Origin of the sequence: Amycolatopsis cynarae, assembly GCF_026802195.1 — a bacterium.
GTDB classification, from domain to species: Bacteria; Actinomycetota; Actinomycetes; order Mycobacteriales; family Pseudonocardiaceae; genus Amycolatopsis_E; species Amycolatopsis_E rhizosphaerae.
The window spans coordinates 4,064,340-4,085,496 of record NZ_CP113836.1 but is presented as its reverse complement, the minus strand read 5'-3'; the positions used below and the strand labels follow the sequence as shown (position 1 = coordinate 4,085,496).

Annotated in this window: 24 protein-coding genes; 16 read left to right on the top strand and 8 right to left on the bottom strand. The window is 70.2% G+C overall.

The window, feature by feature from the left end:
• The first annotated feature begins 65 nt into the window (after positions 1–65).
• The 4 genes from ORV05_RS19515 to ORV05_RS19500 all read left to right on the top strand — a co-directional run bounded on the left by ORV05_RS19515 (position 66) and on the right by ORV05_RS19500 (position 4,881).
• Positions 66–989, top strand: a complete 924-nt coding sequence (locus ORV05_RS19515; protein WP_268759821.1) for a carbohydrate ABC transporter permease — start codon at positions 66–68, stop codon at positions 987–989.
• Positions 986–1,897 (top strand): carbohydrate ABC transporter permease, encoded by a 912-nt coding sequence (locus tag ORV05_RS19510; RefSeq protein WP_268440997.1) that lies wholly within the window; start codon positions 986–988, stop codon positions 1,895–1,897. Before ORV05_RS19515 ends, ORV05_RS19510 begins: the two co-directional genes overlap by 4 nt.
• 39 nt (positions 1,898–1,936) lie before the next feature.
• Positions 1,937–3,343, top strand: coding sequence for an ABC transporter substrate-binding protein (locus ORV05_RS19505; protein ID WP_268440995.1), 1,407 nt, complete (start codon positions 1,937–1,939; stop codon positions 3,341–3,343).
• 683 nt (positions 3,344–4,026) lie between these two features.
• Positions 4,027–4,881 (top strand): nitroreductase/quinone reductase family protein, encoded by an 855-nt coding sequence (locus ORV05_RS19500; RefSeq protein ID WP_268440993.1) that lies wholly within the window; start codon positions 4,027–4,029, stop codon positions 4,879–4,881.
• A 7-nt stretch (positions 4,882–4,888) separates the two neighbouring features.
• Here the strand turns inward: ORV05_RS19500 and ORV05_RS19495 are convergent, their stop codons facing one another.
• Both ORV05_RS19495 and ORV05_RS19490 read right to left on the bottom strand, forming a co-directional pair.
• Positions 4,889–5,083 (bottom strand): PspC domain-containing protein, encoded by a 195-nt coding sequence (locus ORV05_RS19495; RefSeq protein WP_268440991.1) that lies wholly within the window; start codon positions 5,081–5,083, stop codon positions 4,889–4,891.
• Between the two features lie 60 nt (positions 5,084–5,143).
• Positions 5,144–5,698, bottom strand: a complete 555-nt coding sequence (locus ORV05_RS19490) for a helix-turn-helix domain-containing protein (RefSeq protein WP_268440989.1) — start codon at positions 5,696–5,698, stop codon at positions 5,144–5,146.
• Between the two features lie 84 nt (positions 5,699–5,782).
• On the opposite strand from ORV05_RS19490, the gene ORV05_RS19485 reads away from it, so the two are divergent.
• The 3 genes from ORV05_RS19485 (at position 5,783) to ORV05_RS19475 (ending at position 9,515) form a co-directional block, all read left to right on the top strand.
• Positions 5,783–6,517 (top strand): aspartate/glutamate racemase family protein, encoded by a 735-nt coding sequence (locus ORV05_RS19485; protein WP_268440987.1) that lies wholly within the window; start codon positions 5,783–5,785, stop codon positions 6,515–6,517.
• Positions 6,518–6,600: 83 nt separating this feature from the next.
• The gene (locus tag ORV05_RS19480) at positions 6,601–7,812 is read left to right on the top strand and encodes a chitinase (RefSeq protein ID WP_268440985.1); all 1,212 of its coding nucleotides are present in this window, start codon (positions 6,601–6,603) and stop codon (positions 7,810–7,812) included.
• Between the two features lie 218 nt (positions 7,813–8,030).
• The gene (locus ORV05_RS19475) at positions 8,031–9,515 is read left to right on the top strand and encodes a hypothetical protein (RefSeq protein ID WP_268440983.1); all 1,485 of its coding nucleotides are present in this window, start codon (positions 8,031–8,033) and stop codon (positions 9,513–9,515) included.
• 37 nt (positions 9,516–9,552) lie between these two features.
• On the opposite strand, the gene ORV05_RS19470 is transcribed toward ORV05_RS19475, so the two are convergent.
• Positions 9,553–9,951 carry a VOC family protein gene (locus ORV05_RS19470; protein WP_268440981.1) on the bottom strand — a complete coding sequence of 133 codons (399 nt, stop codon included), beginning with the start codon at positions 9,949–9,951 and terminating at the stop codon, positions 9,553–9,555.
• A gap of 93 nt (positions 9,952–10,044) precedes the next feature.
• Between ORV05_RS19470 and ORV05_RS19465 the strand changes: the two genes are divergently transcribed.
• The 4 genes from ORV05_RS19465 to ORV05_RS19450 all read left to right on the top strand — a co-directional run bounded on the left by ORV05_RS19465 (position 10,045) and on the right by ORV05_RS19450 (position 12,562).
• A complete protein-coding gene (locus ORV05_RS19465) occupies positions 10,045–11,067 on the top strand; it encodes a helix-turn-helix transcriptional regulator (RefSeq protein WP_268440979.1) in 1,023 nt (340 codons plus the stop codon).
• A gap of 51 nt (positions 11,068–11,118) precedes the next feature.
• On the top strand, positions 11,119–11,529 hold the full coding sequence (locus ORV05_RS19460) for an MmcQ/YjbR family DNA-binding protein (protein ID WP_268440977.1): 411 nt from the start codon (positions 11,119–11,121) through the stop codon (positions 11,527–11,529).
• Positions 11,530–11,609: 80 nt separating this feature from the next.
• Positions 11,610–12,005: a PPOX class F420-dependent oxidoreductase gene (locus ORV05_RS19455; protein ID WP_268440975.1), complete on the top strand. Its 396-nt coding sequence runs from the start codon at positions 11,610–11,612 to the stop codon at positions 12,003–12,005.
• Between the two features lie 14 nt (positions 12,006–12,019).
• Positions 12,020–12,562 (top strand): NUDIX hydrolase, encoded by a 543-nt coding sequence (locus ORV05_RS19450; protein WP_268440973.1) that lies wholly within the window; start codon positions 12,020–12,022, stop codon positions 12,560–12,562.
• A gap of 3 nt (positions 12,563–12,565) precedes the next feature.
• On the opposite strand, the gene trxA is transcribed toward ORV05_RS19450, so the two are convergent.
• The 3 genes from trxA to ORV05_RS19435 are packed head-to-tail and all read right to left on the bottom strand — an operon-like array spanning position 12,566 to position 13,976.
• The gene (gene trxA / locus ORV05_RS19445; protein WP_268440971.1) at positions 12,566–12,919 is read right to left on the bottom strand and encodes a thioredoxin; all 354 of its coding nucleotides are present in this window, start codon (positions 12,917–12,919) and stop codon (positions 12,566–12,568) included.
• Positions 12,919–13,311, bottom strand: a complete 393-nt coding sequence (locus ORV05_RS19440) for a MerR family transcriptional regulator (protein ID WP_268440969.1) — start codon at positions 13,309–13,311, stop codon at positions 12,919–12,921. The genes trxA and ORV05_RS19440 overlap by 1 nt, the downstream gene beginning before the upstream one ends.
• A 53-nt stretch (positions 13,312–13,364) precedes the next feature.
• Entirely contained in the window at positions 13,365–13,976 is a 612-nt protein-coding gene (locus tag ORV05_RS19435) for a helix-turn-helix domain-containing protein (RefSeq protein WP_268440967.1), read from the bottom strand.
• A gap of 83 nt (positions 13,977–14,059) precedes the next feature.
• On the opposite strand from ORV05_RS19435, the gene ORV05_RS19430 reads away from it, so the two are divergent.
• On the top strand, positions 14,060–14,362 hold the full coding sequence (locus ORV05_RS19430; protein ID WP_268440965.1) for an MmcQ/YjbR family DNA-binding protein: 303 nt from the start codon (positions 14,060–14,062) through the stop codon (positions 14,360–14,362).
• Positions 14,363–14,498: 136 nt separating this feature from the next.
• Here the strand turns inward: ORV05_RS19430 and ORV05_RS19425 are convergent, their stop codons facing one another.
• Positions 14,499–15,320, bottom strand: a complete 822-nt coding sequence (locus ORV05_RS19425; protein ID WP_268440963.1) for a pentapeptide repeat-containing protein — start codon at positions 15,318–15,320, stop codon at positions 14,499–14,501.
• Positions 15,321–15,423: 103 nt separating this feature from the next.
• Between ORV05_RS19425 and ORV05_RS19420 the strand changes: the two genes are divergently transcribed.
• The 3 genes from ORV05_RS19420 to ORV05_RS19410 all read left to right on the top strand — a co-directional run bounded on the left by ORV05_RS19420 (position 15,424) and on the right by ORV05_RS19410 (position 19,360).
• Positions 15,424–16,173, top strand: coding sequence for an SDR family NAD(P)-dependent oxidoreductase (locus ORV05_RS19420; RefSeq protein ID WP_268440961.1), 750 nt, complete (start codon positions 15,424–15,426; stop codon positions 16,171–16,173).
• Positions 16,174–16,200: 27 nt separating this feature from the next.
• Entirely contained in the window at positions 16,201–17,856 is a 1,656-nt protein-coding gene (locus ORV05_RS19415; protein ID WP_268440959.1) for an FAD-dependent oxidoreductase, read from the top strand.
• Between the two features lie 67 nt (positions 17,857–17,923).
• Positions 17,924–19,360 carry an ATP-binding protein gene (locus tag ORV05_RS19410; protein WP_268440958.1) on the top strand — a complete coding sequence of 479 codons (1,437 nt, stop codon included), beginning with the start codon at positions 17,924–17,926 and terminating at the stop codon, positions 19,358–19,360.
• Here the strand turns inward: ORV05_RS19410 and ORV05_RS19405 are convergent.
• Positions 19,321–20,196 carry an LLM class F420-dependent oxidoreductase gene (locus ORV05_RS19405; protein WP_268440956.1) on the bottom strand — a complete coding sequence of 292 codons (876 nt, stop codon included), beginning with the start codon at positions 20,194–20,196 and terminating at the stop codon, positions 19,321–19,323. The two genes, ORV05_RS19410 and ORV05_RS19405, sit on opposite strands and share 40 nt — an antisense overlap.
• Positions 20,197–20,381: 185 nt before the next feature.
• Between ORV05_RS19405 and ORV05_RS19400 the strand changes: the two genes are divergently transcribed.
• Positions 20,382–21,146, top strand: a complete 765-nt coding sequence (locus ORV05_RS19400) for a sulfite exporter TauE/SafE family protein (RefSeq protein WP_268440954.1) — start codon at positions 20,382–20,384, stop codon at positions 21,144–21,146.
• Positions 21,147–21,157: the final 11 nt, after the last annotated feature.

Sequence of the window (21,157 nt, the reverse complement as noted above, 5' to 3'; positions counted from 1 at the left end):
GAAAGATTCCGGCCATGGTCGATACCGATGATGTTTGTCGATCACCGTCAGGCTCCGGCCCCGTGATGTCCTTCGCCCTGCCCTCGGAGAGGCGCGCGCAGCGCCGCCGGCGGTATTCGGCCCGCGAGATCGCCCTGGGGGTGGCGTTCTGCGTGCCCGCGCTGGCCGGCCTCGGCACCTTCGTGATCTTCCCGCTGTTCCAGGCCGTCTTCCTGTCCACCCGCGGCACCGACATCAACGGCAATCCCTCGCGGTCGGTCGGCGCCGCGAACTTCGCCGAACTGTTCACCCCCGCCTTCGGCGAGGTGCTCCTGCACACGCTGGTGTTCACCGTGTTCGTGGTGGTGGCCGGACTGGTGCTGCCGCTGGCGCTGGCGGTGCCACTGGCCCAGCGCCTGCCCGGAATGCGGCTGCTGCGGACCCTGTTCACCCTGCCGTTCGCGTACTCGGCGTCGGCCTCGGCCGTGGTGTGGCTGCTGATGCTGGACCCGTCGATGTCCCCGGTGAACTGGCTGCTCCGCCTGGCCGGGATCGCGTCGCCCGGCTGGACCACCGAATCGCCGTGGGCGCTGCTGACCGTGGCGTGGGCGACCGTGTGGGTGGTGGCCGGGTTCAACCTGCTCGTGCTCGGTGCGGGGCTGGCCGGAGTGGACGACGAGGTGCTGGAGGCGGCACGCCTGGACGGAGCCACCGGGATGCGCAACTTCGTCAGCGTGGTGCTGCCGATGATCTCGCCGAGCGTGTTCTTCGTGGTGGTCACCACCACGCTCACCGCGCTGCAGGCGCTGGGCCAGGTGCAGGTGATGACCGACGGCGGGCCGAACGGGAGCACGAGCACGCTGGTCTTCGCCATCTTCCACAACGCGTTCGAAAACGGGAACAACGACTACGGCCTGGCCAGCGCGCAGGGCCTGGTGCTGCTGCTGATGGGGATCGTGCTGGCGGCGATCCAGTTCGGTGTGGTGGAAAGGCGGGTGCACTACCGGTGAGCCAGGTCATCGATCGTCCCCAGGCGGGCACGGGCACGCCCGGCCCCGCCACCCGCGGGCGGCGCAGGCCGCTCAACCAGCCGAGCGGCCGGGTTCGCCTGCTCACCTACCTGTGGCTGATCCCCGCGGCGGTCGTGCTGCTGTTCCCGGTGCTGCTCACCGTCGTGGGCGGGTTCCTGCCCGAGGGGCAACTGGTCCGGCAGCCGCCCGGCCTGTTCAACGGCGTCTACACCCTCGGCAACTACGTCGCCGCCTGGCAGGAGACCGTGGTGCCGCTGGTGCCCGCGTTCTTCAACTCGCTGTTCGTCGGCCTGGTCATCATGATCGCGCACCTGGTGACCTCGTGCCTGGCGGCCTACGCGCTGGTGTTCGTGCGCATGCCGTTGCGGCAACCGGTGTTCTGGCTGTTCCTGGCCACGATCATGGTGCCCTACGAGGCGATCGTCGTGCCCAACGCGCTGTTCGTGCGCAGCCTCGGCGTGGAGAACAGCCAGTGGAGCCTGGTGCTGCCGTTTCTGGCCAACGGGTTCGGCGTGTTCCTGATGCGCCAGGCGTTCCGGCAGTTCCCGGCCGAGCTGGCCGACGCCGCGCGGATCGACGGCTGCGGGCACCTGCGGTTCCTGGCCGGCATCGTGCTGCCCTCGGTGCGGCCTTCGCTGACCGCGCTGGCGGTTTGGTCGTTCCTGCAGGGCTGGAACATGTATTTCTGGCCGCTGATCATCTCCTCGTCGAACAACTCGATGAACACCCTGCAGACCGCGGTCTTCGCGTTGAAGGCCAACGGAAACGGTACCCAGCAGGCACTCGTCCTCGCCGGGGTCACCATCACCCTGATCCCCACCCTGCTCCTGGTGATCTTCGGGCAGCGGTGGCTCGTGCGCGGGTTCATGGCGGGAGCCGTGAAGTAACCCGGACGGCACCCTCCACTGTGGAAGGAAGGAACGACAGTGCGGAATTCCCTGCGCCGAGGCCTCGGCGCGCTCGCGCTCGTGCTGGCCGCGGCCACCGCCGCGACGGCCTGTTCGACGGCCGCGAACTCCGGCGGCGGCTCGCCGGACACCGTGACCGCGCCCGGCGCCGACGCCCTCAACGGCAAGGGCGAGGTGGACATCACCTTCTGGCACGCGATGAGCGGCACCAACGGGCAGACGCTGCAGCGGCTGGTGGACCAGTTCAACCAGCAGAACCAGGGCCGGATCAAGGTCACGCTGAACTACAAGGGCCAGTACGACACCGCGCTGGCGGCGTACAAGAACGCCTCCGCGCAGCAGCGGCCCGACCTGATGCAGATGTACGACATCGGCACCCGGTACATGATCGACTCCAAGACGGTCGTGCCGATGCAGTCGTTCATCGACGTCGACCACTACGACGTGTCGGACATCCAGCCGAACATCGCCGGGTACTACACCGTCGACAAGAAGCTGTACTCGATGCCGTTCAACACCTCGATGCCGCTGCTGTACGTCAACCGCGAGGCCTTCACCAAGGCCGGTCTCGACCCGGACAAGCCGCCGGCGACGTTGGACGAGATCACCGCGGCCGCCCGCAAGATCAAGGAGACGCCGGGGGAGACCGTGCAGTACGGTTTCGGCGCCACCCTCTACGGCTGGTTTGTCGAGCAGTGGAACGCCGTCGCCGACCAGGCCCTGTGCGACGCCGACAACGGCCGCACCGGCCGGGTGTCCAAAGTGAACCTCGCCAACGACACCACCGTGAAGCTGGTGCAGTGGTGGCAGCAGATGGTCGGCGAGGGCCTGGCCATGAAGCTGGACAGCAACACCGACAACGGGGACAACGCGTTCAACTCCGGCACCGTCGCGATGGCACTGGAGTCCACCGGTTCGCTGGGCGGTTTCGTCAAGGGCGCCGCCGCGGCGAAGAACCCGTTCACCGTGAGCACCGGCTTCTACCCGAAGGTCGGCGCGGGTGACACCGGAGGCCCGATCATCGGCGGCGCCTCGCTGTGGGTGATGCACAAGGACGACACCGCCAAGGAGCGGGCCGCGTGGGAGCTGGTGCGCTACCTGGCCAGCGCGCAGACGCAGGTCGCCTGGCACACCTCGACCGGCTACTTCCCGATCAGCAAGGCCGCCCTCACCGATCCGGCGGACCAGCAGTGGGTCGGCCAGAAGCCGCAGTTCGCCACCGCGATCAGGCAGTTGCAGGGCACCAAGCTGACCTACGCCACGCAGGGGTGCTCGGTCGGGGAGATGCCGGACATCCGCAAGGACGTGGAGAACGCGCTGCAGGCGGCGGTGCTGCAGGGGCAGGACGCGAAACAGGCGCTGGGCACCGCGACCGACACCGCGAACAAGCAGATCGCCGACTACAACTCCAAGCTCGGCGGCTGATCTTCCCGCTCCGCGGGACTCCCCAGGCCACCACCACGGCCCCCCGTGGTGGTGGCCTTTCCCTTTCCCCGCACACCGGACTCGAACCCGACACAGCCTTGACCGGGGTCGGGGCGACCCCATTAGGGACCCTTCCCGTGTTGGGTGCCCTGAAGGTCGTCTTCAGGGTCATAAACGCCCTCAAGACCACCTTGAGGGCACGACCCTTCACAGGAAAGAAGGCCGGGGTCCCGGCAAAGTCCGGCGCCCTGAGGACACCTCCACCCAAACCGAGCGTGGAACTCATCCGCCGGAGGGTGGGACACAAGCGCCGACGGCAGGCAGGGGGAGCCGCCGGGAGCGCAGCTTGACGGTGCGGACGGTGGGCCGGTTTAATGGCAGGCGTGTCGCGTGTCCTTGATCAGTCGAACGGTCTCGGCCATGGAGGCACCGTAAAATTCCGGGGAGTGATCGTGAGCATCGACATCACGCGTCTGTTCTGACGCCTTCCCGCATCCGGTTCCGGCCGTTCTGGCCGTGACCGGCTTTTCCTTTCTCACCGTGTGATTCGCGGCCCGGCCGACGCGGCCCGGCCGCCGGTTCACGCTGCCGTTTTCCCGTCATCCGTGAGGAGTTTCTTCTTGCCCGAAAACCGTAATCCCCATATGCGTCAGGCCCCTCGAGTAAGCGGCTTCAACCAATCCGTGATCGACGAGTTTCGCGCCCATTCCGGCCGGGTCGGCGGGCCGTTCGCCGGGGGCGACCTGTTGCTGCTCACCACGGTGGGCGCCCGGTCCGGTCTCGAACAGACCTCGCCGCTGGCCTATGTCCGCGACGGCGACCGGCTGCTGGTGGTCGGCTCCGCCGGAGGTTCCCCGCGGCATCCCGCGTGGTACCACAACCTGCTCGCCCACCCGATGGCCCGGGTGGAACTCGGGGGCGAAACCTTCGGCGCCATCGGCGTTCCGGCCGAAGGTGCCGAGCGTGACCGGCTGTTCGCCCTGATAGTGGAGCGGGCCCCCGGGTTCGCCGACTACCAGGCCAAAGTGGACCGTGCGCTGCCCGTCGTGATACTCGAGCGCGCCCACACCGAATCCGGCGAGGCCCGTACCCTCGGCGCCAAACTCGTCGAGATCCACGGCTGGTTGCGCGGTCAGCTCGCCCGGGTCCGCGCCGAGGCCGACACCTACTTCGCCGACCGGGACGACGGTGCCTCACCGGCCGCGCTCGGTTTGCGGATCCGCCAGCACTGCCTGGCCTTCTGCGAGTCGCTGCGCTTCCACCACGAGGGGGAGGACGCGGTGATGCTGCCCGACCTGGAGCGGGCGCATCCCCAGTTGCGGGAGGTGATCGGGCGTCTGCGCGACGAGCATCGCACGGTGGCGCGGATCCGCGGTGAACTGGAGGGTTTGCTGGCGGGGGTGGGTACCGCCGATCCGGAGCGGTTCCGGACGGAACTGGACCGCATGTCCCGCGAGCTGGAGGCGCACCTGGACTACGAAGAGGAGGAGCTGATCCCGGTGCTGGACGCGGTCCCGTTCCCGCCCGCGGCGGGTTGACCGTCTACTATGGACCGTCGGGAAGGGTGATCCACAGCAGGAGGTAGATCAGGAACTGCGGCCCGGGCAGCAGGCAGGACAGCACGGCCAGCAACCGGACCGTGCCGGGCTGCCAGCCCAGCCGTTCGGCGATCCCGCCGCACACGCCCGCGATCACGCGGTTCTCCCGGGACCTGGTCAGGCGCTTCGTTGGTGTGGTCATGGATCCACTGTGCCGGAGCCGGGGCGGGCCCGCATCGGGGATTCCCCGGAGATCCAAGCCTCAGGGGTGTTCGGAGATCAGTACGGCGTGGGTGCCGGGCTCCAGTGCCTGGAACACGTGGGGCACGTCGCCGGGGTAGGCGAGGTAGTCGCCGGGGAAGAGTTCGACCGGTTCCCCGGCGACGCCCGCCATCGCCCTCCCCGCGGCGAGCACGAGGTGTTCGACCACACCGGGCAGGTGGGGTGCGGATTCCCTGCGGGGACCGGGCTCGGCCGTGACGCGGTAGACGTCGCGGCGGACGTGTGGCGGGCAGGCGGCCAGCAGGGTGGCGGTGTAGTCGGCCCCCTCGGCGGGCACGGCGGGGCCTTCCCCGGCGCGGATCAGCCTGCTGGCCGTGCCCGGCGGGTCGACCAGCCGGGAGAACGGGACGCCGAGCGCGGTGCCCAGCGCCCACAGCGTTTCCACACTCGGGTTCCCGGTGCCGGACTCGAGTTGGGACAGCGTGGACTTGGCCACCTCCGCGCGGCGGGCCAGTTCGGTGAGCGACAGCCCGGCGCGGGCGCGTTCGCGCCGCAGCGCGGCGGCGATGAGGTCGAGCGGGGCCTTGCGCGGCATGGTCCGTTCCCTCCTGGGGGTTGACGACGTCGTTCATTATACCGAACGATATGTTCGGTACGTCGAACGAATGTCGGAGGAACGATGCACCATCTCGGGATACTCGCGCACAGCGCCGAAGGGGCGGCTCTGTGTTTTCGCCGCTTCTGCCAGGAGGGTTTCCGCGAACTGGGCCCGCACGACCACCCGGACGTCACGCTCGACCTCATCCCGCTCGCCCGGAGCATGCCGGCGTGGGACGCCGGCGACCACCGGGCGGTCCGGGAGATCCTCGCCGGGAGCGCGCGGCGCCTGGCCGCCGCCGGAGCCGCCTTCTTCGTCTGCCCCGACAACACCGCGCACCTCGCGCTCGAACTCCCCGGGGAGGATCTCGCGCTGCCCGGCCTGCACCTTCCGGACGTGGTGGCGGCCCGCGCGGAACGGGAGGGATACCGGCGGGTCGGCGTGCTCGGCACCCGGTACCTGATGGACGGCCCCGTCTACCCGGAGGCGTTCGCGCGGCGGGGGATCACCGCGGTGCTGCCCGGGCCGGAGGACCGCGCGATGATCGACCGGGTCATCTTCGGGGAACTGCTGGACGGCGTGGTCCGGGAGGAATCCAGGGCCGCCTATGCCCGCGTCATCGGGGAACTGGCCGAGCGCGGCTGTGACGCGGTGGCGCTGGTGTGCACCGAGATCCCGCTTCTGGTCACGCCCGGTGTCTCGCCGCTGCCCACACTCGATTCCCCCCGGCTGCTGGCCCGCGCGGCCTTCGAAGTGGCCACCGGTACGGCGCCGATGCCGCGCTGGCGGGGAGGGCCACCGGAGCTCGCTCGCTGAATGGTCCAGTCCAAAGCCTTGACGGACGCAGTGGTCTAGTCCACATTACGAAGAGCGCAACTCCCGTCACACGAGGAGGACCAGTGCACCGTCAAAGGATCGCCTCAGTCGTTGCGGCCGCGGCGGTGGCCGCGGGCGCCGCTCTCGCCATCGCAGGCCATTCGGCGGCTTCGGCCGCGGCCGGAACAGCCCTGAGCAGCAACTGGTACGCGTCGGCGCCGTACCTGATGCCCCAGAGCAACAACCCGCCGGATCCGGTCGCGGTGATGGCCGCGACCGGCCAGAAGGCCTTCCAGCTGGCCTTCATCCTCGCGCCGAGCGGCGGCGGGTGCACTCCTACCTGGGACGGCACCTCCGCCGTCTCTTCGGACACCGCGGTCGCCGGTGTCATCGACCGGATCCGGGCGGCGGGCGGCGACGTTTCGGTGTCCGTCGGCGGCTACGGCGGCACGAAACTGGGGCAGACCTGCGCGAACCCGGCCGACACCGCCGCCGCCTACCAACAGGTGATCGACCGGTACGGGCTGCGGGCCATCGACTTCGACCTGGAGGAGCCGGAGTACGAAAACGACGCCGCGATGACCAACGAACTGGGGGCGGCGCAGATCCTGCAGCGGAACAACCCCGGGCTGTTCGTGTCGGTGACCATGCCGGGCACCTCCGCCGGGACGGGCTGGTTCGGCACCCAGTTGCTGGACAAGGCCAAGGGGCTGGGCTTCACCCCGGACAACTTCTCGATCATGCCCTTCGACGGCGGGTTCTCCGGAGCCGCCAGCCAGACCGCCGCGCTGGAGGCGTTCCACACCCTGCTGATGAACCACCTCGGCTGGGACAGCGCCACCGCGTACGCGCACGAGGGATTTTCCGGCATGAACGGCAAATCCGACGCCGCGGAGTACTTCTACCAGTCGGACTTCCAGACCGTGCTGGACTACGCCACCGGCCACGGCCTCGGCCGGTTCACCTTCTGGTCGGTCAACCGCGACCGGGCCTGCGGGGCGAGCGCGGACAACGGAATCTGCAGCAACGTGCCGCAGAACGACTGGGACTTCACGAAGTTCACCGCGCGGTTCGCGGGCGCCACCCCGCCGGTGACCACCCCGCCGGTGACCACCCCGCCCACGACCACGCCACCGGGTAACAGCTGCGCGGCCGCGCCCTGGAACGCGACCACGGCCTACACCGGAGGGGCGGTGGTGTCCTACAACGGGCACAGCTGGACGGCCAAGTGGTGGACCTACGGCGACATCCCCGGCGGTGCGGCCGGGGTATGGACCGACAACGGCGCCTGCTGACCCAGGACCTGTAAAGCTGTGGGATCTCCTCCTCATGAATGCCAATTCACCGTGTTGAACGCTGTCGGAGCTGGCAGTGTCGTTTCTGCGAGGAACCACGTCAGAACCCGCGCCGGTGCAAGCTGACGGCCCACAGCAAGCGGCTCCGCCGCTTTGAAAGACGCTAGGGAAAAGGGGTGCGGGCAGGACCGCGCCCCTTTTCCCTTAGGCTGCCCCGCGTGGGTTTCACCTTGGCGGACCTGACCCGGACCGAACGGCGGCTCGTCGACACGGTGCTGGGCGGCAGGCAGCTCGATCTGACCGGTGCCGCGGAGCAGACCATCCGGGGCTCGGTGGTCCGGGCGCTGCTCCTCGACGGTTTTCCCTGGCCCGGCGGCGGTGCGCCGGATCCGCGCGGCATCCGGTTGCGGGGTGCCCTGATCGACGGTGGTCTCGACCTCAGCGACGTGGAGAGCAGTCTTCCGCTGCACCTGCTGGACTGCCGGACCGGCGAAACGATACGGCTGACGGGCAGTCGACTGTCCACTGTGGACCTTTCGGGGCTGGTGGGCACGAACGTCGTGGCCTACGAAGCGAAGATCGAACGCAGCGTGATGCTGGCCAGGGTCCGGCTCGACAGTGACAGCCCGGAGGGCACGGTCAACTTCGGCGGGGCAGCCATCGGCAGCGTGCTCGACCTGTCGGGGGCGCACCTGACCAACACCCATCCCGACGGCCCCGCCTTCCACGGCAACAACCTGACGACCGGGGCAGGACTGTTCCTCAGCGACGGGTTCCGCGCCGAGGGCGGGGGACCGCGCGGCACGATCCGGCTCTCCGGGGCGGTGCTGGGCAGCCAGCTCAACCTCACCGCGGCGTGGCTGGTCAACCCGGCGGGACCGGCCCTGGTGGCGGACTACCTGCGCACCGGCAGCAACCTCATGCTCAACCGCGGCTTCCACGCCGAGGGGCATCACGACACGGGCACCCTGCGGTTCGTCGGGGCACGGATCGGCGGCAGGCTCGTCTGCGACGGCGGGCACGCCTTCACCGCGGAGCCGGGACAGCTCGTGCTCAACGCTTCGGAGGTGAGCGTGGCCGGGGACCTGCTGCTGCCCCTGTCGTTCACTCCCGGACTGGTCCGGCTGGACGGCCTGACCTACCACGGCCTCCCGCGGAAGGCGAGTCTGGACGAGTGGCTGGAGCTGCTCTCCCTGCGTACCACGCACTACACCAGTCAGCCGTACTTCCAGCTGGCGGCCGCGCATCGCGCCGCCGGGCACGAGCGCGACGTCCGGCGGATCCACCTCGCGCGGGAGCGGGATCTGCTGCGGCGGGGCAAACTGGGCCTTCGCGGCCGGGTGTGGCATCGCCTCACCGGGCTCACCGTCGGCTACGGGTACCGGCCCGCGATGGCACTGCTGTGGTGGCTGGGGGTGCTGGTGGTGTCCGTGCTGCTGATCGCCGGGGTCGCGGGCCCGGCGGGGCTCGTGGTCCGTGCCGGTGCTTCCGGGACCTGTGCGCTGGTGGACCAGATCGGGCTGGCGCTGGACAGTGCGGCGCCACTGGTGAAGACGGACGCGCTGCAGCGATGCCGGCTCGACACCGGTGTCCCCGGCGGGCAGTTCGTGGTGGCCGCGACCTGGGTGCTGCAGGCGCTGGCCTGGGCGTTCGTCACCCTGTTCGTCGCCGGTTTCACCGGACTGGTGCGCAAGCCCGCCTGAGCGGGAGCCCCGGTGCCGGGGCTCCCGCTCCCGGTCGTCAGCGGCCGAACTTCGCGATGGCCGCCGGGGTGACCGGGGTGAAGAAGTTGACGAGGTTGCCGTCGGGGTCGCGGAAGAGCAGCGACCGGTTGCCCCAGGGCATCGTGGTCGGTTCGGTGACGAAGTCGGTGACCACGCCCGCCAGGTTCCGGTAAACGCTGTCCACGTCGTCGACCAGGAACTCGAGGATCACGCTGTGGTTGTCGGCCGGGCGGGAGGAGCCGGGCGCGAACAGTGGCACAGTGCGGGTGCCGGCGATGGCGAGGGTGGCGTGGGGGGTGTTGAGCTCGGCGAAGTCCTCGGTGAACCAGGTCGCCGTCACCCCGGTGGCCTTCTCGTAGAACTCGACGAGGCGTGCGACGTCGCCGGTGATGATCCGGATCGAGACGAAGTCCATGGTGTTCTCCCTGCGGTCGTGGAGTCTGGGTACTTCGCACGCTAGAACAAATAGTGGACAGAACAGGTCCAGTATTCGCGGTAGGCTCGGATCATGTCCCGCCCCACCGGCCGCGTGCTCACCCTCCTGGAGCTGTTGCAGTCGGGCGGCACCCGGACGATGGCCGAACTCGCCGACCGGCTCGGCGTCGACGGCCGCACCGTGCGGCGGTACGTGAACCAGCTGATCGACCTCGACGTGCCCGTCGAGGCGGTGCGCGGCCGCTACGGCGGTTACCGCCTCGCTCACGGCTTCCGCTTGCCGCCGCTCATGCTCAGCGACGACGAGGCGCTCGCGGTGCTGCTTGGCCTGGTCGCCGGGCGTCGCACGGGGTTGGTGACGACGGTGGAAACCGCGAGCGAGACCGCGGCGGCCAAGATCCGGCGCGTGCTGCCCGAGCGACTCGCCCGGCGGCTCGACACGCTCCTGGAATCCCTCGCCTTCACGAAACCGGCCGGGGAGTTCCCCACGCCGGATGCCGGAGTCCTGCTGACCATCGCCGACGCGGTGCGCCATCGCCGGCCGGTCTCGATCAGGTACACCGACCGCGGCGGCAGGCGCAGCGAGCGCACGCTGCACTCGTTCGGGATCGTCGCCCATTCGGGCCGCTGGTACGTCACCGGCACGGATCCCGAACTCGGCGAGGACCGGACCTTCCGGCTCGACCGCATCACCGACGCGAGGACCCTGCCCGGCTCGTTCGAGGCACCCGCCGGGCAGGACCCGGCGCAGCGCGTGCTGTCCGGGTTCGCCACGGCCGCGTACCGGCACGAGGTGATCTTGCGCGTCCACGGGACCGTCGAGGGGATCCGGGGCGTGCTCCCCGCCAGCGTGGCGAGCGTGGAGCCCGCGACCGACGCGGATGCCGACGAAGAAGCTGATCCCGCGGCCGATTCCGCGGTCGATCCGGCGGGCGGGCGCTGGCTGCGCGTCCGGCTGCGGGCGGAGCGGCTGGACTGGTTGCCTTCGGTCCTCGCCTCCCTCGACCGGCCGTTCGTCATCGAGCGCCCCGGCGAACTGCGCGACCTCGTCATCGCCTTCGCCGACCGCCTCGCGACCCGCGCCCGCCGGACCTGACCGGCGAGCCACCGCGAGGAGGTCGCCGGGTACAGGCTCTAGGGTGCGGGCATGACGCCTGCCGCCCTCAAGAAGCTGTGCCTGAGTTTTCCCGGTGCCCGCGAGGAGTTTCCGTTCGACGAGGGCACCAGTGTGTTCAAGGTCGCCGGGAAGATCTTCGCCCTCAGCCGCCTGACGGGCAAACCGCTGTCGGTGAGCCTGAAGTGCGAGCCGGATCTGGCCGTGCAACTGCGGACGGCGTATCCGGCGATCACCGGCGGCTACCACCTCAACAAGCGGCACTGGAACACCGTGGTGATCGACGGCTCGGTTCCGGACCGGCTCCTGCGCGAGATGGTCGAAGATTCCTACGACCTCGTCGTCGCGGGACTGCCCCGCCGTGAACAGGAGAAGCTCCACTGGGTGGCGTTGAGCCGTGAAGAGACCGGCCATCCGGAAGGTCACACCGGTGTTCCTCTGTGACAGGAAAGTGCCTTCTTCCGCTCCTGGCTCCAGTGACAGATCATGGCTTCTGTTACAGAAAGTGCCCTAAGGAGCAAGTCATGAGTGCCACCTTCGACGACGCGACCCGCGCCCTGCTCGACGAGCGGACCTTCGCCACGCTCGCCACGGCAGGCCCCGGCGGCGCACCGCACGCTTCGGTGATCTGGGTGCTGCGGGAGGGCGACACGCTGCTGTTCTCTTCGGCGGGGGGCCGCCAGAAGGTCCGCAACATCGCCGCCGACCCGAGGGTCAGCGTGACCGTCTTCGACGCCGCGAACCCGTACCACTCGGTGGAGATCCGGGGGATCGCCGAACTGGAGGACGACCCGGACAAGAAGCTTCCGTCACGGCTGTCGCACAAGTACCTCGGCGGGGAAGCGCCCCCGGAGCCGGACGAGATCCGCCGCGTGGTCATCCGCGTCACCCCGACGAAGATCAACGCCTTCTCGGTGTGAGCTAGGCTCGCCGCGTGGGTATCGAGGAGTTGTTGTCGGAGTACCGGCCCGCGGACGCCGCGGAGGCCGGGGACGTGGTCATGCTCCGCGCGCTGGTGGCGGCGGAGCCGGACCCGTGGCAGCGCTCCCTTCCCTTGCACGCCACCGCTTCCGCGCTCGTCGTGCACCCGGAAAGCCGCCGTGTGCTGCTGCGATGGCACCGCCGCCAGCAGACCTGGCTGCAGATCGGCGGGCACGCGGACCCCGGCGAGCGTGATCCCCTCGGTGTCGCCCTGCGCGAGGGCCGGGAAGAGACCGGCCTGACGGATCTGGTGCCCTGGCCGGAGGCCGGTCTCGTGCACGTGGTGGTGGTCCCGGTGCCCGCCAGTGACACCGAACCCGCGCACGAACACGCCGACCTGCGATTCGTCCTCGCCACCGCTGAGCCCGCCGCGGCGCGCCCGGAAAAGCCCGACGCGCCGCTGCGGTGGGTCACCGTCCCCGAGGCCCGCGAGCTGACCAGTGAGGACAACGTGCGGGAAACGCTTTCCCGGGTCCAGGTGCGTTTCCCGAGCTGAGGCTCAGGCGAGAGCGGCGTCGATCGCGGCGAGCAGGCGTGCCTTCGGCTGGGCCCCCACGATCACCTGCCGCGGCTGCCCGTCGGAGAAGAGGATCATCGTGGGCACGGCCATCACCTGGTAGTCGCGGGCCACGTCCGGGTTCTCGTCCGAGTTGATCTTGCGGACGGCCAGGCTGCCCGCCCGCTCCCGGGCGATCTCGTCGAGTACCGGGTTGAGCATCCGGCACGGGCCGCACCACTCCGCCCAGAACTCCAGCAGGACGGGGGTGGAGTGGGCGAGTACTTCACGCTCGAAGGTTTCGCTGGTCACGCTGGTGACCTCGGCGGCGACAGCCGGTCCGGTGGCGGGGGGCATCACAACTCCTCACGGGGGGAGACCTTGCACGGGTGCGGCTGGCGTGCAATCGCCTGTTCCAGCTTGGCCAGCAGGCCCGCGCGGATCGCGCCGAGCCGGTCGAGGCAGGCGTCGACCTCGGCGAGCCTGCGCTCGTAGACCTCGAGGGAATCGGCACAGGAATCGCCGCTTTCGTGCCCCGAGCGCAGACACGCCACGAACGGGCGCGTGTCGTCGAGGCTGAGTCCGAACCCCTGCAAGGTCAGGATCTCGTTGACCATGCGGAGGTGACTCTCGTCGTACTCCCGGTAGCCGTTGGCCGACCTCGGTGCCTCGAGCAGGCCCTGTGCCTCGTAGAACCGCAGGGCCCGGGTCGTCGTTCCGGTCCGCCGGGCCAGTTCACCGATCCGCATGGAGCCGAGCCTAAACATTGACGCCGACGTCAAGGCAAGCGTTCAAGGCAGGCTCAGTCGAGGTGCCCGTTCGCGGTGACGGTGAGGAAGCGGATGGGCAGTTCGAGAAGTTCGACCGGCCCGTGCGGGCCCTCCCCGTCGAAGACCAGCGAATCGCCGGGACGCATCTCGTAGCGGGCCCGGCCGTGGCCGTACACCATCACGCCCTCCAGCACGTAGAGGAACTCGGTGCCCGGATGCTGGAAGAGCGGGAAGACCTCGCTGGCCTCGGTGAGGGTGACCAGCAGCGGTTCGATGCGCTTGTGCTCGCCGTGCAGCGCGCCCAGGAGCTGGTACAGGTGCCCGACGTCGCTGCCGCGACGCACGATCTGCGAGCCCCGGCCCGCCGGGGTGAACACCGCCTCCCGTTCGGCGTCGACCCCCCGGAACAGGGCGGTGACCGGCACGTCGAGCGTCTCGGCCAGCCTCGACAGCGTGGACAGGCTGCACGAGGTCTGCGCGTTTTCGATCTTGGACAGCATGGCCTTGGACATGCCGGTTCGGCGGGCGAGTTCGGTCATCGACACACCCTTGGCGAGGCGGAACTCCCGCACCCGCTGGGCGATGATCTGTTCCAGCGCACCGCTGGGGTGCTCGTCGGGGGCGGCCCGCTCTGGTCGCGACACCCGGACAGAATACTCAGCGGTCCGGGCGCGTCCCGCCGCGCCGTGCGGACAGGGCGCCGGGAAGCCGAGTGAAGGGGACGACGATGAGCACCGTGGCCGACCTGCGCCGCATCGCGCTGGCGCTGCCCGGGGTGACCGAGGGCACACACTTCCGGATGGTGGCCTTCCGGGTCCGGGACAAGGGCTTCGCCGGCGTGGACAAGGACGGGTACGTGCAACTCGCGCTGGGCGAGGAGGAAGCCACCGCCGTCGTGGCGGAGGACCCCGCCGTCTTCGGCGAGGTCACCCGCGGAACCCGGCGCCTGGGCGTGCGGTTCGACCCGGCGAAGGTGGACGAGCGGCGCCTCACCGCACTCGTCGAGCTGTCCTGGCGCCACACTCGCTGAATTCGACACGTTGCGCCCTCAAGGTGACCTTGAGGGCGTTTATGCCCCTGAAGGCGACCTTCAGGGGCATCCCACCCGGCCAAACAGGGGACTCAAGCGGCTGAGCGTGCGACTCTCGCTGGGGAAGGCGGGACGATCACGTGCTCGTAGAGCGCGTCCAGTGCGCCGGCCGGGCCAGCGTCTCCGGGATCCGCGTGGACTGGTCACCGCGGGCCGCGTCGAGTTGCGCCTGCGTGAGGAACAGGGTGCTGCTCAGATCGGCCCCCCGCAGGTCCGCGCCCCGGAGGTCGGCGCCGGTGAGATCGGCCAGCCGCAGGACGGCCCCCCGCAGGTCGGCGCCCAGCAGGCGGGTGCCGCGCAGGTTGGCGGCGGTGAGGTCGGCCTTGCGGAAGTCGCGGCCGATGAGGTCCTCACCGCGGAGGTTGACCTTCTCCTGTTTCCCGCGCACCAGTTCGCTCGCCCGGACCAGCAGCGCGTTCACCTTCCGGCGGTGCGCGGCGACGTCGACGGCCAGGAGCGCGCCGGGTTCGCCGAGGGTAAGCTGTTCCGTCTCGGCGAACGCCCGTTCCAGTCCAGTGTGGACCTCGGCGGCGCCGGGGAGGTTCGCCGCGTGGTGCAGGTACCACAGCAGCTCGTGCAGGTCGCGCACGACCGGGAAGACCGCGAACATCCGTTCCGCTTCCTCCGGGGCCTGCCGCCAGTCCCGGCCGCCGAAGGTCACCTGTGCGACCTTCTGCCCGGCACCGAAGCAGTCGTAGACGGTGCAGCCGGGGAAACCGCGCTCGCGCAGCCGGTCGTGGATGGAACAGCGGAAGTCCGGGCGCAGGTTGGTGCAGGGCGTGCCCGGCGGCTTGTCGGCCGCGAAGTCCGAGGAGGCCGAAAACGCCGGCACCACACAGCACAGGGCGAAGCAGCGGGAACAGTCGGCGCGCAGGTCGTCGCGGGTCTTTCCGGGCACGGGAACGATTATGGCCGTCGGCCTCCGGCCCGTCGCGGGTCGGCCTTCACCGGGCGGGTTTCCCGCTATCGTGCCGGGGACGGGTGACGACGAGGAGGGGTGAGTGGCCGGGGAACAGGGTGTAGCGCTGGTGACGGGTGCTTCGCGCGGACTGGGGGCGGTGATCGCGCGGGCACTGGCCGCCGACGGGCGGCCGGTGGCGGTCAACTACCGGTCCGACGCCGCCGGGGCCTCGGTGGTGGTCGGCAAGATCCGCGCCGCGGGCGGGACGGCGGAGTCCTTCGCCGCCGACGTCACCGACGAGGAGGCCGTGCCCGCCTTGGTCGCCGAGGTCGAGGCACGCCTCGGCCCGGTCGACGTCCTGGTGGTCAACGCGACCGGCCCGCACGGCGAGATCGCGGTCGAGGAGCTGACCTGGCGGGCGCACCTGGACCAGCTCGAGTTCTTCGTCAAGAGTCCGACCCTGCTGCTGCAGGCCGTCCTGCCGGGGATGAAGGCCCACCGCGGCGGCCGGATCATCCAGATCGGCTCGGACATCTTCGAACGCGGCCTGCCGCGGTGGTCGGCCTACGGCGCGGCCAAGGGTGCGCAGATCGGGCTCACCCGCAGCTGGGCCCGCGAGCTCGGCCCGTGGGGCATCACGGTGAACCTCGTGGCCCCGGGGTGGATCCCGGTCGAACGGCACGAGGGCGTGCCGGAGGAGAGTCGCGCCGAGTATGTCGCGGATGTCCCCTTGGGACGGTTCGGGCGGCCCGACGAGATCGCGGCGGCGGTCTGCTTCCTCGCGTCGGAGCGCGCGAGTTTCGTCAATGGCGAACGCATCACGGTCAACGGCGGTCATACGATCGACTGACCGCCGGAAAGCCCGTAGGGTTTCGCCGTGAGCTTGCCCATTCTCTTGACCGTCGACGACGATCCGGCCGTGTCTCGTTCGGTGGCACGGGATCTGCGCCGCCGCTACGGACAGGACTACCGCGTGGTCCGTGCCGGCTCGGGGGCCGACGCGCTGGACGCCCTGCGGGAGATCAAACTCCGCGGGGACGCCGTCGCGGCGATCCTCGCCGACTACCGGATGCCGAACATGGACGGCATCACCTTCCTGGAGCAGGCGATGGACCTGTTCCCGCACGCCCGCCGTGCGCTGCTGACCGCCTACGCCGACACCGACGCCGCGATCCAGGCGATCAACGTGGTCGACGTCGACCACTACCTGCTCAAGCCGTGGGATCCGCCGGAGGAGAAGCTCTACCCGGTGGTCGACGCGCTGGTCGAGGCGTGGCGCGTGGCGGGAGACCGGCCGGTCGCCGAGACGAAGGTGGTCGGGCACCGCTGGTCGCAGCCCTCCTACCAGGTGCGGGACTTCCTGGCCCGCAACTCGGTGCCCTACCGCTGGTATTCCGCGGGCGAACCGGAGGCGCAGCGGCTGCTGGAGGCGGCGGACGCCACCGCCGCCGACATCCCGGTGCTGGTGACCCCGGACGGGACGGTGCTGCGCAAACCCTCTGGCGAGGAGATCGCCGACGCCGTCGGCCTGTCCACGCGCCCGGCGGAGGCGTTCTACGACCTGGTGGTGGTGGGCGGTGGTCCGGCCGGTCTCGGTGCCGCGGTCTACGGCGCTTCGGAGGGCCTGCGCACGGTGCTCGTCGAGCGCAAGGCCACGGGAGGCCAGGCGGGGCAGAGCTCCCGGATCGAGAACTACCTCGGGTTCCCCGACGGGGTTTCCGGGGCGCAGCTGACCGACCGCGCCCGGCGGCAGGCGCAGAAGTTCGGCGCCGAGGTGCTGACCGCGCGCGACGTGGTGGGCCTTCAGGTGCGCGGCTCCGCCCGGGTGATCACCTTCGGCGACGGCACCGAGATCGCCTCCCACGCGGTGGTGCTCGCCAGCGGCGTGTCCTACCGGGCGCTGGAGGCCGAAGGCGTCGCCGAACTCACCGGGCGCGGCGTCTACTACGGCTCGGCGGCCACGGAGGCGCCGGAGTGCGAGGACCGGCACGTCTACATCGTCGGCGGCGCCAACTCCGCGGGCCAGGCGGCGGTGTTCTTCTCCCGCTACGCCAGGGACGTCACCCTCGTCGTGCGGGGCGAGTCACTGCAGGCGTCGATGTCGCACTATCTGATCGAGCAGCTCGAAGCGATCGACAACGTGCACGTCCGCACGCACACCACGGTGGTCCGCGCCCACGGCGAGGAGCACCTGGAACAGCTGACCCTGTGTGACGGGCAGGGGCATTTCGAGACCGTGCCAGCCAGCCACCTGTTCGTCTTCATCGGCGCGGCCCCGCGCACCGACTGGCTGGGCGACGCCGTGGTGCGGGACGAGCACGGTTTCGTCCGCACAGGCCCTGATCTACTCGTCGACGGGCGCCGCCCGCCGGGGTGGCCGCTGGATCGGGATCCCTACCATCTGGAGTCGTCGATCCCGGGCGTGTTCGTGGCCGGAGACGTGCGGTCCCAGTCGGTGAAGCGGGTCGCCTCGGCCGTCGGCGAAGGGGCCATGGCCGTTACGCTCGTGCATCGTTACCTGGAGGCCCGATGATCGACAATCGCGCAGCTGATCATCGGGCCGACCGGGTGCGGGTGTCCCGCAAGACACTGGAGAAGCGATGAGTGAGGCTGCCGAGACGAGGCCGACCCGCGAGTCCCTGCGGGAACTGTTCCTGTTCGCCGAACTGTCCGACGCCCAGCTCGACTGGATCCTCGAGCACGCGGTCGTCGAGCATTACCAGGGTGGCACGCGGATCGTCCGTGAAGGCGATCCGGCGACCTGCTTCTACGTCCTGCTCTCCGGTGCCCTGCGGATGACCAAACAGGACGGCGCCGGCGGTGAGGTCGAGATGCTGCGCTCGGACCAGCGCGGCGCGTACTGCGGTGCCACGCAGTTCTTCTACGCGCAGAACCAGCAGTTCTACGCGGCCAGCGTGGACGCGGTGAGCGAACTGACCTTCCTCGCCTTGCCCGCCAAGGAGTTCGCCGAGCGGTTCCGCAGCTGGTTCCCGATGGCGACGCACCTGCTGCAGGGCTCGTACCTGGGCTGGCGCAACACCGACGCGCTCATCGGCGCGCGGCGGCGTCTGCTCGCGCTGGGGGAGTTGTCGGCGGGCCTGACCCACGAGCTCAACAATCCCGCCGCCGCGGCCGTGCGCGCCACGGCGGCCCTGCGGGAGCGGGTCGCGGGGATGCGCCACAAGCTCGCCGCCCTGGCGAAGAAGGACATCGACCCGGATCTGCTGGAACAGTTGATCGACGTGCAGGAGAGCCTGGTCAAGCAGGTGACCTCGGCCCCGCAGCTGACCGCGATGCAGCAGGCCGACCGCGAGGACGAGATCTCCGACTGGCTCACCGGCCACGGGCTGGAGCAGGGCTGGGACCTGGCACCGATCTTCGTGGCCGCCGGGCTCACCGCGGACAGCCTCGACCAGGTGCTCGACTCGGTGGGCGAGTCGCTCATCGACGGCGCGGTGCGCTGGCTGGCCTACGCGCTGGAGACCGAGATGCTGATGGGCGAGATCGAGGATTCGACGACCCGGATCTCGGCGCTGGTGGGCGCGGCGAAGCAGTACTCCCAGATGGACCGCGCGCCGCACCAGTGGATCGACGTGCACGAGGGCCTGGATTCCACTCTGGTCATGCTCGGCGGCAAGATCGGGGACGGGATCGAGGTCGTCAAGGACTACGACCGTTCGCTGCCGTCCGTGCCCGCCTATGCCGGAGAGCTCAACCAGGTCTGGACCAATCTGATCGACAACGCGGTGGGCGCCATGGAGGGGCACGGCAGGCTCACCGTGCGCACGGGGATGTCCGGCGACCGGTTGCTGGTGGAGATCGGCGACACCGGCCCCGGGATCACCGCCGAGCACCGGCAGCGGATCTTCGAGCCGTTCTTCACCACCAAGCCCGTCGGCAAGGGCACGGGGCTCGGCCTCGACATCTCGTGGCGGATCGTGGTGGGGCGCCACCAGGGCGATCTGCGCGTCGAGTCCGAGCCCGGCGACACCCGGTTTCAGGTCCTGCTTCCGTTGACCGAGGGGGCGGCGGAGTGAAGGCCGAGCTTGCCCGCCAGGCGTTCCAGGTAGGCGCGGACCTCCTCTTCGGACCGGTCGGGTAGCCCGAACACCACCTCGGTGACCCCGAGGTCCTCCCAGGCGGCGAGGGCTTCGGGGTCCGGTTTGCCCGCCAAAACCACGATTTCGGGGCTGCCGTCGCGGCCCGCCTGGTCCCACTGCTCGTGCAGCCGCCGGATCTTCGGCGGCAGATCGGCTTCCACGGGCGTGGTGAGCCAGCCGTCCGCCGAGCGCGCGATCCAGGCGAAGTTCTTGCCGGTACCGGCGGCGCCGAGCAGCACGGGTACCGCGCCCACGGGTTTCGGCCAGGCCCAGGACGGTCCGAAACGGACGAACTCGCCTTCGTAGGCGGCCTCTTCCTCGGTCCACAGTGCCCGCATCGAGGCCAGGTACTCGCGCAGCATGGTGCGGCGGCGGCCCGGCGGCACCCCATGGTCGGTCATCTCGTCGACGTTCCAGCCGAATCCCACGCCGAGGGTGACCCGGCCGCCGGAGAGGTGGTCGAGGGAGGCGATCGTCTTCGCCAGCGTGATCGGGTCGTGCTCGACCGGCAGGGCGACCGCGGTGGACAGCCGGATGGTGCTGGTCACCGAGGCGGCGGTGGCCAGCGCGACCCAGGGGTCGAGGGTGCGCAGGTACCGGTCGTCGGGCAGGGTCGCGTCGCCGGTGCGGGGATGCGCGGATTCGCGCCTGACCGGGATGTGGGTGTGTTCGGGCACGCTGAAGGACGTGAACCCGGCAGCCTCGGCCGCCTGGGCGGCGGCGGCCGGGGAGATGCCGCGATCGCTGGTGAACAACACGATGCCAAACCGCACGGAAAACCTCCTCGCCATCCCTCCAGTAGAACACGTTCTACTCCCGCGCGTGAAGGCCCCGCGCGGACAGCGCGGTCCCGTGAGGGGTCCCCTCACGGGAACCGGCGCGAGCCCCGCGCGCCGTCAGTGGTTTCGGGCACAGAGGGTGCGTCAAACGGTGCGGCGGTGGCGATACTCGACGGATCATGACCGTCGAACCGCTGACCCTGCTCTTCCTCCTGTTCGCCGGAATCGGTGCCGGACTGACCGGGTCGATCGCGGGACTGGCCTCGCTGGTGTCCTATCCCGCCCTGCTGGCGGTCGGGCTCGCCCCCGTGACGGCCAACGTCACCAACACCGTCGCCCTGCTCGGCACCACCGTCGGCGCGGCGGCGGGTTCTCGCCCCGAACTGGCCGGGCAGCGCGCCCGGCTCAAGGCGCTGTGCGTGATCACCGCGACCGGTGGGGCCGTCGGCGCGGCGCTGCTGCTGCTCACCCCTTCCGGCGCGTTCACCGCGATCGTGCCCTTCCTCATCGCCGGCGCTTCGGTGCTGCTGTTCCTCGGACCGCGCCTGCGGAGGCTGTCCACGCGGACCGAGGCGCACGGGCTCGGCCCGGCCGCGGGCCTCGCCGCGTTCGCCGTCGCGGTGTACGGCGGCTACTTCGGGGCCGCGGCGGGCGTGCTGATGCTGGCGCTGCTGTCGACGGTCTGGGCCCAGTCGCTGGCCCGCTCCAACGCGGCGAAGAACATCGCCACCGGCGCGGCCAACTTCATCGCCGCCGTCGTGTTCGCCTTCACCGGCAAGGTGGACTGGGCCGCCGCCGCGGTGCTGTGCCTCGGTTCCGTCGCCGGTTCCTGGATCGGGCCCGCGATCGTGCGCAGGCTGCCCGCCACACCGTTGCGCGTCGCGATCGGGCTGGCCGGTCTCGGCCTGGCGGCCACACTGGCCTGGCGATCTTTCCACTCCTGAAAAACCGGCCC

What these genes read in the sequence shown, in the direction of transcription:
- ORV05_RS19465 (WP_268440979.1), top strand. Translation starts at nt 10,045, where the DNA reads ATGTCCCGCCCCACCGGCCGCGTGCTCACCCTCCTGGAGCTGTTGCAG.
- ORV05_RS19490 (WP_268440989.1), bottom strand. Translation starts at nt 5,698, where the DNA reads ATGCCGCGCAAGGCCCCGCTCGACCTCATCGCCGCCGCGCTGCGGCGC.
- ORV05_RS19515 (WP_268759821.1), top strand. Translation starts at nt 66, where the DNA reads ATGTCCTTCGCCCTGCCCTCGGAGAGGCGCGCGCAGCGCCGCCGGCGG.
- ORV05_RS19440 (WP_268440969.1), bottom strand. Translation starts at nt 13,311, where the DNA reads ATGCGGATCGGTGAACTGGCCCGGCGGACCGGAACGACGACCCGGGCC.
- ORV05_RS19470 (WP_268440981.1), bottom strand. Translation starts at nt 9,951, where the DNA reads ATGGACTTCGTCTCGATCCGGATCATCACCGGCGACGTCGCACGCCTC.
- ORV05_RS19495 (WP_268440991.1), bottom strand. Translation starts at nt 5,083, where the DNA reads ATGACCACACCAACGAAGCGCCTGACCAGGTCCCGGGAGAACCGCGTG.
- ORV05_RS19485 (WP_268440987.1), top strand. Translation starts at nt 5,783, where the DNA reads ATGCACCATCTCGGGATACTCGCGCACAGCGCCGAAGGGGCGGCTCTG.
- ORV05_RS19430 (WP_268440965.1), top strand. Translation starts at nt 14,060, where the DNA reads ATGAGCACCGTGGCCGACCTGCGCCGCATCGCGCTGGCGCTGCCCGGG.
- ORV05_RS19400 (WP_268440954.1), top strand. Translation starts at nt 20,382, where the DNA reads ATGACCGTCGAACCGCTGACCCTGCTCTTCCTCCTGTTCGCCGGAATC.
- ORV05_RS19460 (WP_268440977.1), top strand. Translation starts at nt 11,119, where the DNA reads ATGACGCCTGCCGCCCTCAAGAAGCTGTGCCTGAGTTTTCCCGGTGCC.
- ORV05_RS19410 (WP_268440958.1), top strand. Translation starts at nt 17,924, where the DNA reads ATGAGTGAGGCTGCCGAGACGAGGCCGACCCGCGAGTCCCTGCGGGAA.
- ORV05_RS19455 (WP_268440975.1), top strand. Translation starts at nt 11,610, where the DNA reads ATGAGTGCCACCTTCGACGACGCGACCCGCGCCCTGCTCGACGAGCGG.
- trxA (WP_268440971.1), bottom strand. Translation starts at nt 12,919, where the DNA reads ATGCCCCCCGCCACCGGACCGGCTGTCGCCGCCGAGGTCACCAGCGTG.